This is a genomic window from Thermococcus sp. CX2, from assembly GCF_012027555.1.
GTDB lineage: Archaea > Methanobacteriota_B > Thermococci > Thermococcales > Thermococcaceae > Thermococcus.
Window position 1 is genome coordinate 418,987 of record NZ_SNUQ01000001.1, and the last position, 14,363, is coordinate 433,349.

Below are 14,363 nucleotides of genomic sequence, written 5' to 3' on the forward strand. Positions count from 1 at the left end.
TCGCGAGCATTATCGCGAATAGCTTTCAATTACAACTAAATAGCGGAGTATAAAAATTTTTCTCAAAAAGAGGTTATACATCAAAGAGTCGCCAGTTCAAAAACGAGATCCGCCCTTGGGCAGTATTTTTTGAGCCTCTCCATCACTTCCCTGTGTCTTCCCAAGACCGGCCACAGGATTGAGTCAATGTGGAGCGGTGGAATGCCAACCTCCTCAGCTATTCTGCTCCAAAACCTTACCGGCGGCTCATTCGTGAAGCGCTTCGTGTAGGCGTTTATCCTGACGTCATCGGGAATCTCTATCTCTGTTGGATAGGAAACAAACTCGCCAAAGGCTATTCTCCCAGCGTAGCCGAACATCTTGACGGCAAAGACTATGGTTTTGGCGCTCCTCTTCGAACCGAGAACCTGAGCGAGGTCGTCCCTCAGGGCGCTCATTCCAGTGAAGTAATACCCCTTAAGGTCTTCCAGACTCAGCTTTTCCAGAAACGGCTCCAGCTTCTGCAGTCTTCTTACCTTCCCGGAGACCAATCGCCTGTTGGTTTTCGAAGCTGGGAGGAACTCTGAATAGGCCTTGGCTATGCCCTCCCGTGGTGGATTTCTCGAGAAATGCATCGAAAACTCCCACCACCACTCCTCCCCGGTCGCAGTCAGCTGGTAGCTCACTATCGCATTCGCTATGACCAGTTTAATGAAGAGCTCGCTGTCCTTCAGGTTTTTATGGAGATTCTCCAGCGCAGGGAACTGCAGGTCAACCTTTTCCTCGATGGTCCTCGCACACTCGATGCCGAGCTCACTAAGGATTTCCTTTAAGCGGAAGACCTTTGCTTCGTCGGTCTTGTACTTTACCCTGAGGAACCTGTCCAGCGTCACTTCACTCACCTGCCACGTTCCGCAGAATCCTTTGGAGGAAGGCGTTCTCCTCAACTACCTCGGCACCCCTGTTTCTCGGAAGGCCAAGCTCAATCCGCGCTTTTATCCCGTGCTCCCTCAAGTAGTCGTGAGCCTCTGCGCTGAGTCTCGCGAACTCTCCCTTGAGTATCAGCCCATAGACGGTTGGTCCCCACGAGCTCTGACCGTAGCCGTAGGTTTTTTGGGCGAGGAAGTCCAAGATGAGCTTTACATCTTCCCTGAATTCTCCTCCCTGGTAGGCCTCGAAGTGCTTCCCGACGAGTCTCTGGATGGCACTCAAGTGCTCGCCGAAGACCTTTATGTTCCTCTCCCTCAGCGCGGGCAGGAGACCGAGCAGGATTCTGTAAGATATCTCCATCGCAACGTCAACCCTTCCCGTCATTCGCGCCATAACGGGCTTTTCCTCCTTCTCATCCAGTCCCGGCCTGAGGTCGGGCGTTATCAGCAGAAACGCCCAGTTCTCTGGAAAGTCCTCACGGAAGATGAGCGGAGGTATGTCCCCCTTCACGCCGCCGTCTATCACAAATCCCCCATGCTTGAAAGCATAGATCCCGGCCCCTCCGTTCCTCCCCCTGCCAAGAATCCTGGCAAGCTCTTCAACTGAAACGTTCAACCCTCTGAGCTTTGCTATCCCCATTGCAACGGCCAGACTGAGCTGTGTGGTTGAGCCTAAGCCCACATGTCTGGGAATCGATTTCCTGACTTCGACAAGGTAGTTCACGCCGACCTCGTAGCGTGAGTTCATCCTCTTTATTGTGAACTCTATCGTCTCTCTATCCTCACCTTCAGCTACTATCTCCATAGTGTCGTTTTCGATGATTTTAATCTCGTAGCCTCCTTCCAGGGCAACGCCAAGGCTTCCGAATCGTCTTCCGAGCGTTGCGGAGGGGTCTATAAGGCCGAGGTGGAGCCTCCTGGGAGTACGGATTATCATGAACACCACCAAAACTGAAAGGGCAAAAGTCCTTTTATACCCAGCGCTGTACTCTTGAGGGGGTGAGTACCATGAAGTTCGCAGGAATAGACCTCTCAGAGCCAAAGATAATGGGCGTCATTAACGTCTCGCCGGAGAGCTTCTACAAGGGAAGCGTCAGGAACGACGAGGAGAAACTGATTGAAACAGCCGTGAAAATGGTCGAGGACGGCGCCTCCTTCATTGACATTGGGGCAAAATCCACTGCCCCGTATCTTGAAACGCAGATTCCTTTGGAGGAGGAGGTAAGGCGGGCAGTCTGGGCAATAAAGACCATCCGCGAGCACGTTGAAGTCCCGATAAGCATAGACACCACCAGCGCCAAGGTGGCAGAAGAAGCCCTGAAGGCGGGAGCGGACGTAATCAACGACGTCACCGGCCTTAAAGGAGACCCCAAGATGGCCGAAATAGCCAGGGAATACAACGCTCCGGTGATAGTCTGCGCCCACGGCGAGGTCAAAAACCTGAGCGACCCCATCCACACTGTCATGGACTTCCTCCAAGAAAGCCTCGTAATAGCGGAAAAGCACGGCATTGAGGAGGTTGCAGTGGATCCAGCCATCGGATTTCTCCGTCCGGAGTGGCCCCCCTGGTACGAATGGGATTCTAAAGTCATAGCCAACCTCAATATGCTCAAGATATTCGGAAAGCCCATTCTGGTGGGCGTATCCAGGAAGTCCTTCATAGGCGCAATAACGGGGAGGAAGGATCCAAACGAGAGACTCCCCGGGAGCCTAAGCGCCACGGCCATAGCAGTTTTCAATGGGGCAAACATCATCAGAACCCACGACGTCAAGGAAACCCTCGACGCTGTGAGGATGGCGGAATTCATAAGGCGGTTTGCGCCTTAATTTTCTTCTTCGTTTCTTTCCACTCATCAACGAGGGTCGCGAACAGACCAAGGGCAACGGGTCCGATTATGATTCCTACGAATCCAAAAGCCAGCAGTCCTCCGAAGATTCCGATGAGCGAGATGAGGGCGTTGACACCCCGCTCCCTAACGGTTATTCTGGGCTTGAGGACGATATCGGGGAGCGGCGAGATAAACACCACACCGTAGAGCGCAAATAACAGTCCGGAAATAATCTGACCTCCGTTGATAAGGTAGATCATCCCTGCGAGCCAAACCACCCAGCCGCCGAAGACCGGGAGGAGCTCAAAGATTATGGTGAAAATTCCAGCGGCTATGGCACCGCCCATATCGGCCATTCCAAAGAGCAAAAAGCCCGCCGCGGTGAAGATTCCCTTGAGGACGCTGAGGGAGAGCCAGCCACGCAGGAGAGTGTGGAGGGTTTCTCCAGCCTTGTCAAGGAGTTTTATTGCCAGTTCCTTGTTCTCCGGCGGGAGGAGTGAGTAGACCTCACGCCTGATGGTTCTGGCATTGACAAGAATGCCGTAGAATGCAAAGACCGTCACTATCGCCTGGAGCGAGAGTTTAGGAAGGGAATAGGTGTATCCGAGGATATATTCTTCAAAACGCTTCGGAATGTCCTCCGCAAGCTTCTGGAGGAGTTCATAGAGTGAAGGCGGAAGATTGAAGGTGAGCAGCCATGTGAAGAAGCCATCCAGGTAGTAAGCCAGGGAGCGCTTGACGTCGTTCATCCACAGGACGAAGCCTATTATAAAGAGGAACATTATAACCGTGAGGATGGCCGTTATGGTGAAGGCGGAAAGCTTGTTGCCCATCTTCTTGGACAATCTTTCGTGGAAGGGGTAGAGTATGTAGGCAAGGGTCACGGCGATGATTAGAGGAGAAAGGATTGGGCTAACCGTTTCCCATACGAGGTAAAGGATTATGATGGAAATCGCAATCCATATGGCCGCCTCAAGCTCCATCCGCCATCCCCAAGTACTTGAGTATCAGCTCGCGGGCGCTGGGCTTGTTGAAGACGAAGAGCACCCCTCTGCCCTCGTCAAGGATGAAGTTCTTCCCGAGGGCTAATAAACCTTTCTTGAGCTTGTGAACCTCCGCGCTCTCAAAATCGATGGCCTCTTTGACTTCCTCGGGAGCATCTATCTCGTCGAGGGCCTTTTCGAGCTTGTTGAGCACACTCCTGTTCAGGAACTTTATGGGACTCGGCGTGAAGTCTTCGGCGATTATTTCTCCAGCATCCATGTAGATGCCCCAGAACTCCTTGGCGCACTCGAATGGATAGACGTAGTCCTCTCCGTAATCTGGAAGGTACAGCTCCCTAATGATGGCCAGGAGAACCCGCCTGGCGTCGCTTCCGTAGAACTCCACCCTGAGGTTGAACTTCCCGTCCTCGAAGCCGTTCTCAAACACTTCCAGCTTCTCTTCGCACAGCAAGCTCCCACCCCCTCAGCCCGTCCTTAAATAGGGACTAACGTAGCGGGGGTCGAGGAGGAGGGCCATGCTTCCGAATATCCCGAAGTCCGAGGAGGAGCGGCTGTTATATATCACCACCCTCGCGTTTGTAACGTTGAGCATGTCCTCCAAAACCTTAACCGCGTAGTCGAGATCGCCGGTCTCATCAACAAGCGTGCCCGTCACGTTGATGGCAAACCAGGTTCTTCCAGTTGCGTACTCCCTGGTCTCGTTGAGGCTCATGTTCCTGCCGCCGCTGACCGCTTGCAGGAAGGCCTGGAAGTAAGTGTCGATGCTCTCGGCTATCATGTTCTTCTCTTCCTCAGTCAGACCCCTCCACTCGGCGCCCATGTCCTTGTACGGGCCCGTCTTGAAGACCTCAACCTTTATTCCGTTCATCTGGTAGTTCTGCTCCATGTCGTAGTGGACGTAGATGACGCCTATGCTTCCCACTTCAGCGAGCGGGTCGGCTATTATCTTCTCCGCACCGACCGCTATGTAGTAGCCGCCGGAGGCCGCTATTCCGCCAGTGTAGGCCACGACTGGCTTTATCATGTTAAGCTTCTTCACGGTCGCGTATATCTCCCTCACTGGCCCCACGTAGCCGCCGGGGCTCTCTATCCAGAGAACGACCCCCCCTATGGAGTCGTTTTTAGCGATATCCCTTAGAATGGGGATTATACTAAGGGAGGTATACTCATCGATGAGTCCAAAAATGGGAACGATTGCTATGGTCGTGTTGCCTTCAGGCAGGTTCTGCTCCCTTAGCTGGGCCTTCAGAAATTCCACCTGCTTCCGGAGCTCCTCTACCTGCAGCTCATAGGCCGTCAAATTGCAGCTCGCGTTGAGGGGTCTCTCAACGATGACCGTGCTTGTGACGTTCGGTGGTGTGTAACTCCTCAGCTCGGAGTTCTGCATGTAGAGCAAAACGACCGCTACGCTCGACGTTGCGAGAAGGAGGATAAGAATCGCCGAGACGTACTTCCAAATGTTTTCCCTCATCCGCTCACCCACATATACTCCCAAGTGGAACTTTTAAACCTGCCCCTCGCTAAGCTTTTATATCCTCCGCTCCACTCTTGTGTAGGTGATAGTATGGAGATAGGTGTAACGATTTATCCACATTTCGTCACGAAGGACAAGACGCTCGCATCGATTCTCGCCGACGTCAAGATAAAGAACTACGACTTCGTGTCAATCTTCCCGCACACCCTCGGCCTTATAATGAACGGCATTGTCATTGAGAAGAAGCTCAGAAACGTCGAGACCACGCTTCGCGGAGTGGGCATCGACTACATCGTCAGAATGCCGATCTCGGTCAACCTGCGCGACCACATCTACTACACGCGTCACTTCCGCGTCGCGAGGGCCGTGGCCGACGTCGCCATAAAGCTCGGTGCCAAGGTCATCGTCATGCAGAGCGGCAGAACCGGAAGGCTCGACCTCGAGATAGAGGCCATACAGCAGCTTGCCGATATGGTGCACCCATTCGGCATAAAGATAGCCCTCGAAAACACCTTCAGCGTCAAGGATACACTCTACGTCGTTGACAACGTCGACAGGGAGAACGTTGGCTTTGCCCTGGATGTTGCCCACGCCTTCCTGAGCGCCCAGGGCGATGCAGACAAGCTCCTCGAGGACGTCAAGCTCGGTACCGACAAGACGATCATTCTGATGATACACGACAACTTCGGAAAGCTCTTCCCGCAGGTCGAGCCAGAGGATGCCCTAGCTTACGGCGTCGGTGACCTCCATTTGATACCCGGCGAGGGAAGCATACCCTTCGGAAAGGTGCTCAGGCTCTTCGGTGACGTCCCGCTCCTGCTAAAGGTCAAGAACCCGGAGAAGTTCGCCAAGGTTCCCAACAAGCAGGGCCTTATTGAGCTACTGACGAGCCTTTAAAGCTCCAGCCTCTCCCTTATTACCTTGAAAACCTCTGCAAAGGCCTTTCCTATTGCCTCTTTTCTCCTTGAGAAGTGAGTAACATCCTCGGTGAAGTTTTCCTTCAAAATCTCGACGGCTTCCTCGACCGTTATCTTACCCTCAAGCCAGGCGTAGGCGAATATGGCCTCGGCTATGTCCCCCTTCCCGTGCTTGTCGGTCCTCGGTGGAACCACGTGCCTCAGCCCAGAGAGCTCGAGGGCCATGCTTAGAGAGGCGTTCGGAACCCTCTCGCCGGTGGGGCGCCCAAGATATTCGCTCAGCGCCAGCGAGAAGACGAAGTTCACCAGAGAATCACCAAACTTCGACAGCCCCTTGTCCCTGAAGTCCCTCTCGTATCTCAAGCTCCCACCCCAAGACGGTTGGAGAGCCAGGTTTTAAGGGTTTTGAGGTGGGGAACGGTCGAGGTCAAAACTATGAGGTAAAGAAGAACCGTCAGACCAAGGCTGTAGGCAACGTACGGCTCGTCCTTGAAAATCCTCAGGGTTAAACTGTCTACCAGGTGCACCATTCTCCAGTTCGGGTTTTTCAGATGCACATGGAACCAGAAGCTCGCCGGCTGCATTATCGGCCAGAACCCAGCGTAGATTGCCGTTCCAAGGGCAAGGATTGAGGGGAAGTCCCTTCCGCGGGAAGCAATCAGAACCAGGAACGCCACGAGGGGGGCAAGGTACTGGGGGTTTACCCTCCAGAAGGTCGCCACGAAAACGGCATAGGCGAGGGAGCTTGAGACGAGCAAGTTCCCCTCAAAGGAGTGCCTCACAAAAACGAGGGAGAGCAGAATGGCCGCTGGGACGTACCAGTGCTCCAGAAGGGCAAGGGTTTCGGCTCCCCTCGTCTGGTGGAGGTAAGTGGCCAGGCTTGAAACCCCGTTTAGGCTGTAGGGGATCGGAAGCGTGTAGCCTATAGACATCCCACCCATAAGTTCCGGTACCGAGCGGAGGCTCGAAGGACAGAGGAGTAGAAGTGGAAGGAACGGAAGCGAGACACCCAGAAGAAAGAGGGCGAGCTTCTTAACAGCTCCTCTTCCAGTTAGAAGGGCGTCCCATACTGAGACGAGAGCCGGGAAGAGAAGGGTGTGCTTGACGGCTAATGTAAAGCCGTAAAGTGCGTGGGAGAGATTCTCCTTCAGGGTCGAGATGTAGAGGCCCAGCAGAAAAAGGAGGAGTGCCAGCCCGTCAAACATGCCGTAGATGGAGGAGACGTAAATCGTCATCGGGTTCAAATAATAGAGCGCGGTCAGGAAGAAGGCTTTCTTCTCACCCCTTGACATGAGCATGCGGTAGAGCAGGAGCGCCACGAGAGCATCTGCAAGGATGAAGAAAAGCTTCACAGACAATGCCCATGTGGGGTCAACATAGACGTAGTAATTCCCATCGCTCCAGAAGGCTTCTACAGAACCCCCGACGAGACGGCGGATTAAAGCCAAGAGATAAGCCAGAACCGGGCCGTAGACGTAGGGCCAGGGATACGGCCAGCCCTCCCCGATGTGGCCGATCCCATCAGCGTAGGAGTAAAAGCAGGCTCCATGTTCAAGCATTGTCCCAGCGAAGCCGTAGAACTGGGCCAAATCACTGCCAGCTGAATACGGGGCCAATACCAGCCTCACAGCGAGCCCAGTTAGGATTAGTGCAGTAAGCAGTGGGGGAGGACTTTTCAATCATTCCACCTCACAGAGGGTCGGGAGGTTTCAACTTAAAGTTAGAAGAGTTCAGGATTTAAGGGTTTTGGAAGCGGGGGTTAACAAAAAGGGTGGAGGGCTTACTGGCCAACGGCCTCTTTCCAGGCCTCGAGAACGGCCCTCGCCCTGTCAAATATCTTCTGGGCAGCCTCTTCAAGTGCCTGCTCTGGAGTCACTTTTCCATCGGTGACGACCCTGAACTTCGGCTTCCTGGCCATGAGAACCGGGTGCTCGATGGTGTAGCCGGCAAAGGTCACATGCTCGTTCTCGTGAAGGACTTCGTTGAGCAGGTTGGCAAAGGTGTGGTCCTCACCCTCAAGGTAGAACTCAAGGACGTTTTCCTCACGCTTGATGACCTCAATCTTCATCTTCCTCACCCTTCAGATGCTTTAGCAGGATCTCCAACGCCTGCTCCTTGTTCTTCACCAGTTCGTATTTAAACTTATCCTCCTTCCACTCGGCCAGACCCAGTTCCAGCAGGATGTCTATAACTTCCTCGGGATCCAAGTTGTAACGGATGGCTACCGGGAGAATCACCTCGCGTATCTGCCTCGTTGTCTGGAGGGAAACATCACCGAGATACTCACCCAGCCTTCCGACGAGTTTAATTATCTCCTCCCACGGCATCGACGTTACTAGCTCTCCATTCTTGACCTCCACGGTTTCCCCGAGGAGCTCAAGGGTCTTAACGAGGATTGGTGTCGAGACGCTCGCGCCGGCTCCCCTGAAGAGATCGTCGAGATTGTAGCGGTAGAGTCCGCGCCTATCTGGGTAGAGCTTAGCCCTCACGCGGTTGTGAATCTCCTTGATTTTGTAAGTCGCCTCGCGGATCTCCTCCTTCGTTCCCTGTATGTTTATCTTGAGGTCGTTGAGCTTTCCGTGGACGTAGATGAAAGCTGGAAGGCGGAGCTTCTGGAGCTCCTTGAGGAACTCTTCCTTCTCCCTATCGTCCTGAACGTGAATTGTAATTACCTTTTTTGCCCTCGCCATGCTCACACCTTCAGCTTTCTGTAGAGGGAGGAGAGCTTCCTTGTCTCGACGTGGCCGCATCTTGGGCAGACGAGCTGGTTCCCGCGTCTGACGAGTGGAGCCCTACAGCGTGTGCACAGCGCGTAAACCACCCCAAGGTCATGGCCTTTCGTGGAGAGCTGTATTGGACTCTTCTCGTTGGCTATTACCCTGGCCCTGATTACATCCCCAATCTTGAACTCGTTGGTCATGCTCTCGATGTAGCCCTCCCTAACCTGGGAGATGTGGATGCCGGCCAGCTTCGATGTGGCGATCTCCCTCTCGTTCCGGCCCTCGATTCTAACGAGCTGGACTATCGCAGCTTGGGGCTTGACCTCTATGACCTTGGCTATAACGATGTCTCCTATCTGCGGAAGCGGAGGCGTGTCCGTAACTGGTTCTATGCTTATTTCCATTTTGTTTGGATTTATCCTGACTCTTCCTGGCCTGATCGCGTAGAGTTCCCCGTTCTCCTCTTTAACACCATCACCAGGGAAGTACTCCTCGATGACGCCGAGATAATCTCCAGGGAGAACGAGGTCGCCGTTTTCTACCCGTTTCTTTTCATCCATTCTCCCACCTCCAAGGGAGTTCGGGTTCGGATTTTTTAAGTCTTTGCTATGGGACGTCAGGTGAGAGTTTATAAAGGCCGAGGGAAAAGTTTTAGTAATTCCTATTGACCCTAGGGTGGTGGTTAAAGATGAGAATGCTTCTAATACACAGCGACTATTTGGAGTACGAGGTCAAAGATAAGGCTTTAAAGAACCCCGAGCCGATAAGTGAAGAGCAGAAGAAGGGAAGGCTTGAGGAGGTTCTGGCAGCCTTTATAAGCGTTGAGAAGGTCGACGAGACCAATCCCGATGAAGTTGTAGAAAAGGCCGTTAACGAAATCAAAGATGTCGCCTCTCAGGTTAAAGCCAAAAACGTGTTCGTTTATCCGTTCGCCCACCTCAGCAGTGAGCTCGCCAAGCCCGATGTGGCCCTTGAAATCCTTAAAAAGATAGAAGAGCGTCTCAAAGAGGAGGGTTTCAACGTCAAGCGCGCCCCATTTGGTTACTACAAGGCCTTCAAGCTCTCCTGTAAGGGCCACCCGCTGGCAGAACTCAGCAGGACGATAGTCCCGAGCGGCGAAGCCAAGGCCGAAGAGGAGGTCCCAGAGGCCCTCAAGAAGGAGGAGGAAGAACTCGTCAGCTACTGGTACATACTCACCCCCGAAGGCGAGCTTATCGAGGTCGACAAGTTCGACTTCACAGGCCACGAGAACCTCAGAAAGTTCGCCAACTACGAGATAAGCAAGAGCCGCATCGCTGACAGGGAGCCACCACACGTCAGGATAATGCTCGAGCAGGAGCTCGTGGATTATGAGCCGGGAAGCGACCCAGGCAACCTGCGCTACTACCCGAAGGGCAGGCTGATAAAGAGCCTCCTCGAACAGTACGTAACTGAGAAGGTCATCGAGTACGGCGCGATGGAAGTCGAGACCCCTATCATGTATGACTTCGAGCACCCAGCTCTCGAGAAGTACCTCAACCGCTTCCCAGCGAGGCAGTACATAGTTAAGAGCGGTGACAAGAAGTTCTTCCTCCGCTTTGCGGCTTGCTTCGGCCAGTTCCTCATCAAGAAGGACGCGATAATAAGCTACCGCAACCTGCCGCTCAGAATGTACGAGCTCACCAGATATTCCTTCAGGCGTGAAAAAAGCGGCGAGCTGAGCGGACTCAGGCGCCTTAGGGCATTCACGATGCCAGATATGCACACCGTCGCTAAGGACCTCAAGCAGGCCATGGACGAGTTCAAGAAGCAGTACAAGCTCAGTATGGAGGTCCTCAAGGGTGTCGGGCTTACCCCAGAAGACTACGAGGTGGCCATAAGGTTTACGGAGGACTTCTGGAACGAGAACAGGGACTTCATAGTGGAGCTCGCCAGGATTATAGGAAAACCCGTGCTCATCGAGATGTGGAAGCAGAGGTTCTTCTACTTCATCCTCAAGTTCGAGTTCAACTTCGTGGACAACCTCGACAAGGCGGCCGCACTTAGCACAGTCCAGATAGACGTCGAGAACGCCGAGCGCTTTGGTATCACCTACTACGATGAGGAAGGCAAGGAGCAGTATCCACTCATACTCCACTGCTCGCCGAGCGGAGCAATAGAGCGCGTCATGTACGCCATCCTTGAGAAACAGGCCAAGCTCCAGGCCAAGGGAGTAAAGCCGATGTTCCCGCTCTGGCTGAGCCCGATACAGGTCAGGGTCATTCCGGTCAGCGAGGAGGTTCTTGACTACGCCCTCTACGTCGCAGGAAAGCTCGAGGGGGCAAGGATCAGGGTCGACGTCGACGACACCAACGACAGGCTCAACAAGAAGATAAGGAAGGCAGAAAAAGAATGGATTCCCTACGTCATCGTGGTCGGCAGAAACGAGAAGGAGCAGAACACTGTAACTGTAAGGCGCAGGAGCGGAGGCCAGGCCGAGATGCAGCTCGAGGATCTCATCAGGGAGATAAAGAGCCAGACTGAGGGCTTCCCCTACAAGCCGAGGCCTCTGCCACTTCTCCTCTCGAAGAGGCCCAAGTTCAGGGGCTGATTTTTCTGACCTTTAATTTATCCATCCCTCTGTTTTTGGTAACCTTGAATGAATAAGCCGTTGGCTCGAACTCCTCGTAGGGGGCCGTTATTAGATAGAGGAACTCTTTTGGACCGTCTTCGTCGAGTTGAGACTTGGTAAGGATGACGTAGTCGCTTATGCTCGCCACCCACGCCACGAAGCGCTGAGAGACCACGTCCCTATTGATTGCAAGGACCAGGGTGGAATCCAGGAGCTGAATGCTCTTCGAGGCAAGCGTCTGATTTAGAAGCTTCAGGGTATTATCCTCCCCCAGGAGGAGGGAGGCCCCATCAAGGGTGTATATCAGGCGAAGTGCCGGTTTCTCCGAGAGATATTCCTTCAGTGGACCATCGTAGATACGCTCTATCTTCGGGTTCAGGGTCTCTGGCTCGACCTTATCGAGGTAGAAGACGTTGGGAAGCTCCTCCTTTGAGAGGTACCTGGACCCAAAGAGGTCTATTATTGCCATCTCCCCTTTCTCTAGGGTGTTCCTGATGTCAAGGCCAACTGTTTCGGCCTTTCTTATGAACGCACTTAGCGGGACGCTGTAGTTTGAAACAATTCCAAAGTAGCCGTTTTCCAGGCCATAGCGTAGAAGGAGCAGCGCTATCTGCCAAGCCGACGAGTAGGCATCGTAGATTACGCTAACCGTTGAACCTGGGAGGTGCTCCTTGTGGAAGATTTCAATGACGTTCATCTCCTTCACTGGCACCACCTCCACGAATGATGCACACTGAATTCCAGCCAGCTGATTGTAACAAGAATTAGAGAAGAAGAAATCACTCGACGGACTCCCGCATACCTGCCATAATCTCGTCGAGGAAGTCCTTGGCCTCTTCGCTGAACTGCTCCCTCGGCACTTCTTTTCCGTACTTGTCGTAAACCTTGCCATCCCTGAAGTTGATTTCGAAGACCTCGTACCTCTCCTCGCTCTTCTCATGGTGCTTGATACCGTGCCACTTGAGGTGCCTCTCGACGCTCTCTATATCAACATACTTCCCGCAGTCTTTACACCTGTAGAACTGCCAGAAGACGTAGTCCTGGCCAGCCAGCATGTTGTTCTTGATGTGCTGGACGAGCACGCCCCCAAGGTACTCGTAGAAATCCTCCTGAACCAGCCTGCCGTCCCCCTCGACGACCTTGAACCCGCTCCACACTATGTGGTCGTTTATGTCGGCGAGCGTTGCCTTGAGGTAGCGGTAGGTGAGGATAAAGGCCCCGTTGTGGATGTAGAAGACGCTCTTGTCCGGTATGGCGATTATCCTTATTCCATCAGCGTCCTCCTCTGAAAGCTTCTCCGCGTGCTCCTTATTGTCGGCGACGTCTATTGTTATCTTCACACTGCTCTTCTTGTGGATTCCGATGATTCTGTCATCCTTAATCTCCCAGTAATAGTCATCAAGGTATCTCACTTGGGCATAGACTTTTTTAATCCTCGGACTGAGCTCCGCGTAGGTCATTAATCACCACCGTGAAGAGATGGAAGCTAACGTTAATAAGCTTTAGCGAAAAATTTTAAAAAGGGTCGTTCTGCCCAATGGGGGCTGCGATTGAGAAGTGCTACCTTCCGAAGCGCCTCTGCCGTTTCTGGTACTCTCTGATTATCCTGAGGAAGTCTATCTTCCTGAACTCAGGGAAGTAGACATCGACGAAAAACAGCTCACTGTATGCTATCTGGTAGAGAAGGAAGTTGCTTATTCTCACCTCGCCGCCCGTCCTTATCACGATATCAGGGTCCGGCATGTTGGGGTAGTAGAGGTAGCGCTTTATGAGATCCTCGTCTATGTCTTCCCTGCTTATTTTTCCAGCGAGAACGTCGTCAACGATCTCCCTCACCACATCCACTATCTCGCTTCTCCCGCCGTAGGCTATCGCTATGTTCAGGAAGTAGTTGTCGTACTTTCTTGTGGCCCTTTCCGCCTCTTCAGCGGCCTCCCTGACGTCTTCGGGGAGGAGTTCCTTTCTGCCTATAACGTTCACGCGGATGCCGTACTTATGAACCCTCTCGTCGTGTATCAGCTCGTGGAACTTCTCCTTAAAGAGGTTCATAAGGGCATTTACTTCCTCTGGCGAGCGCTTGAAGTTCTCCGTGGAGAAGGCATAAACGGTGAGCGTCCTTATATTGAGCTCGCGGCACCACTCCAGAATCTCCTCAAGCTTTCGGGAGCCGAAGAGGTGGCCGTACCACGGGGGCTTCTCAAGCTTCCTCGCCCACCGCCTGTTTCCGTCCATAATTATTGCTACATGCTTCGGAATACGGCCCCTCTTAACCTTGTCTAGGAGGTAGCTCTCGTAGAGGTCGTAGGCGGGCTTGAATAAAATGTGGGGAATATGGGAAACCAAACGGGATATCATCACGCATCACTCGATTCTCTTCCTACCCTTCATGTGCTTTTCAGCCAGCTCGATATAAATCTCGGCGTTCTTCTTTGTCCACTCAATCTCCTCCTCACTGAGCTGCCTGACGACCTTACCTGGAACACCGACAACGAGACTGTAGTCCGGTATCTCCTTGCCCGGTGGGACGAGGGCACCGGCGCCAATGACGACGTGCTTGCCTATCTTAGCACCGTCTAGGACAACCGCACCCATTCCAATGATGGTGTAGTCCCCTATCTCCGCCCCATGAACGACGGCGTTGTGCCCGATGGTAACGTACTTGCCGATTATCGTCGGCTGTCCGTGGGATGTGTGTATGCTCACGTTGTCTTGGATGTTGGAGCCTTCGCCCACGTAAATCTGCTCTATGTCTCCCCTGAGCACGGCCGATGGCCACACGCTGGTCTTGGCTTCAAGAACAACATCACCTATGACCGATGCAGTCTCATCAATGAAAGCGGTCTCGTGAATTTTAGGCTTCTTTCCATCCAGCTCGTAGACTGCCATTAGTACCACCGCCCCTAACTCCTCGACATAACTTA

At 53.2% G+C, this 14,363-nt stretch carries 17 protein-coding genes; 3 read left to right on the plus strand and 14 right to left on the minus strand.

Annotated elements, in window-relative coordinates; genetic code table 11:
• Positions 1–80 precede the first annotated feature (80 nt).
• Both E3E23_RS02360 and E3E23_RS02365 read right to left on the minus strand, forming a co-directional pair.
• Positions 81–872, minus strand: coding sequence for an N-glycosylase/DNA lyase (locus E3E23_RS02360; protein ID WP_167906088.1), 792 nt, complete (start codon positions 870–872; stop codon positions 81–83).
• Position 873: 1 nt separating this feature from the next.
• On the minus strand, positions 874–1,845 hold the full coding sequence (locus E3E23_RS02365) for a beta-ribofuranosylaminobenzene 5'-phosphate synthase family protein (RefSeq protein ID WP_167906612.1): 972 nt from the start codon (positions 1,843–1,845) through the stop codon (positions 874–876).
• A gap of 71 nt (positions 1,846–1,916) precedes the next feature.
• Between E3E23_RS02365 and folP the strand changes: the two genes are divergently transcribed.
• Positions 1,917–2,735 carry a dihydropteroate synthase gene (folP, locus tag E3E23_RS02370; RefSeq protein WP_167906090.1) on the plus strand — a complete coding sequence of 273 codons (819 nt, stop codon included), beginning with the start codon at positions 1,917–1,919 and terminating at the stop codon, positions 2,733–2,735.
• Here folP and E3E23_RS02375 read toward each other — a convergent pair.
• Genes E3E23_RS02375 through sppA form a run of 3 tightly spaced genes read right to left on the minus strand, consistent with a single transcriptional unit; the run spans position 2,713 to position 5,212 of the window.
• Positions 2,713–3,720, minus strand: a complete 1,008-nt coding sequence (locus tag E3E23_RS02375) for an AI-2E family transporter (RefSeq protein WP_167906092.1) — start codon at positions 3,718–3,720, stop codon at positions 2,713–2,715. The genes folP and E3E23_RS02375 overlap by 23 nt on opposite strands.
• Entirely contained in the window at positions 3,710–4,192 is a 483-nt protein-coding gene (locus E3E23_RS02380; protein ID WP_167906094.1) for a PH1570 family protein, read from the minus strand. The genes E3E23_RS02375 and E3E23_RS02380 overlap by 11 nt, the downstream gene beginning before the upstream one ends.
• A gap of 12 nt (positions 4,193–4,204) precedes the next feature.
• Positions 4,205–5,212 carry a signal peptide peptidase SppA gene (sppA, locus tag E3E23_RS02385; RefSeq protein ID WP_167906096.1) on the minus strand — a complete coding sequence of 336 codons (1,008 nt, stop codon included), beginning with the start codon at positions 5,210–5,212 and terminating at the stop codon, positions 4,205–4,207.
• A 93-nt stretch (positions 5,213–5,305) separates the two neighbouring features.
• On the opposite strand from sppA, the gene E3E23_RS02390 reads away from it, so the two are divergent.
• Positions 5,306–6,112 carry a sugar phosphate isomerase/epimerase gene (locus E3E23_RS02390; protein WP_167906098.1) on the plus strand — a complete coding sequence of 269 codons (807 nt, stop codon included), beginning with the start codon at positions 5,306–5,308 and terminating at the stop codon, positions 6,110–6,112.
• Here E3E23_RS02390 and E3E23_RS02395 read toward each other — a convergent pair.
• The 5 genes from E3E23_RS02395 to E3E23_RS02415 all read right to left on the minus strand — a co-directional run bounded on the left by E3E23_RS02395 (position 6,109) and on the right by E3E23_RS02415 (position 9,412).
• Entirely contained in the window at positions 6,109–6,495 is a 387-nt protein-coding gene (locus tag E3E23_RS02395) for a ribonuclease III family protein (protein WP_167906100.1), read from the minus strand. The two genes, E3E23_RS02390 and E3E23_RS02395, sit on opposite strands and share 4 nt — an antisense overlap.
• On the minus strand, positions 6,492–7,811 hold the full coding sequence (locus E3E23_RS02400; protein ID WP_167906102.1) for a hypothetical protein: 1,320 nt from the start codon (positions 7,809–7,811) through the stop codon (positions 6,492–6,494). Before E3E23_RS02400 ends, E3E23_RS02395 begins: the two co-directional genes overlap by 4 nt.
• Before the next feature lie 101 nt (positions 7,812–7,912).
• A complete protein-coding gene (locus E3E23_RS02405) occupies positions 7,913–8,200 on the minus strand; it encodes a DNA-directed RNA polymerase subunit L (protein WP_167906104.1) in 288 nt (95 codons plus the stop codon).
• Entirely contained in the window at positions 8,190–8,822 is a 633-nt protein-coding gene (locus E3E23_RS02410) for a DUF2067 family protein (RefSeq protein ID WP_167906106.1), read from the minus strand. Before E3E23_RS02410 ends, E3E23_RS02405 begins: the two co-directional genes overlap by 11 nt.
• A gap of 2 nt (positions 8,823–8,824) precedes the next feature.
• The gene (locus E3E23_RS02415) at positions 8,825–9,412 is read right to left on the minus strand and encodes an exosome complex RNA-binding protein Csl4 (protein ID WP_167906108.1); all 588 of its coding nucleotides are present in this window, start codon (positions 9,410–9,412) and stop codon (positions 8,825–8,827) included.
• A 128-nt stretch (positions 9,413–9,540) separates the two neighbouring features.
• Here E3E23_RS02415 and E3E23_RS02420 point away from each other — a divergent pair, with 128 nt between their 5' ends.
• On the plus strand, positions 9,541–11,421 hold the full coding sequence (locus tag E3E23_RS02420; RefSeq protein WP_167906110.1) for a threonine--tRNA ligase: 1,881 nt from the start codon (positions 9,541–9,543) through the stop codon (positions 11,419–11,421).
• On the opposite strand, the gene E3E23_RS02425 is transcribed toward E3E23_RS02420, so the two are convergent.
• The 4 genes from E3E23_RS02425 to E3E23_RS02440 all read right to left on the minus strand — a co-directional run bounded on the left by E3E23_RS02425 (position 11,411) and on the right by E3E23_RS02440 (position 14,328).
• Positions 11,411–12,139: a hypothetical protein gene (locus E3E23_RS02425; RefSeq protein WP_167906614.1), complete on the minus strand. Its 729-nt coding sequence runs from the start codon at positions 12,137–12,139 to the stop codon at positions 11,411–11,413. The genes E3E23_RS02420 and E3E23_RS02425 overlap by 11 nt on opposite strands.
• Before the next feature lie 82 nt (positions 12,140–12,221).
• Positions 12,222–12,902, minus strand: coding sequence for a TBP-interacting protein (locus E3E23_RS02430; RefSeq protein ID WP_167906112.1), 681 nt, complete (start codon positions 12,900–12,902; stop codon positions 12,222–12,224).
• Between the two features lie 100 nt (positions 12,903–13,002).
• The gene (gene uppS / locus E3E23_RS02435) at positions 13,003–13,797 is read right to left on the minus strand and encodes a polyprenyl diphosphate synthase (protein ID WP_167906114.1); all 795 of its coding nucleotides are present in this window, start codon (positions 13,795–13,797) and stop codon (positions 13,003–13,005) included.
• A gap of 6 nt (positions 13,798–13,803) precedes the next feature.
• Entirely contained in the window at positions 13,804–14,328 is a 525-nt protein-coding gene (locus tag E3E23_RS02440; RefSeq protein WP_167906616.1) for a gamma carbonic anhydrase family protein, read from the minus strand.
• Positions 14,329–14,363: the final 35 nt, after the last annotated feature.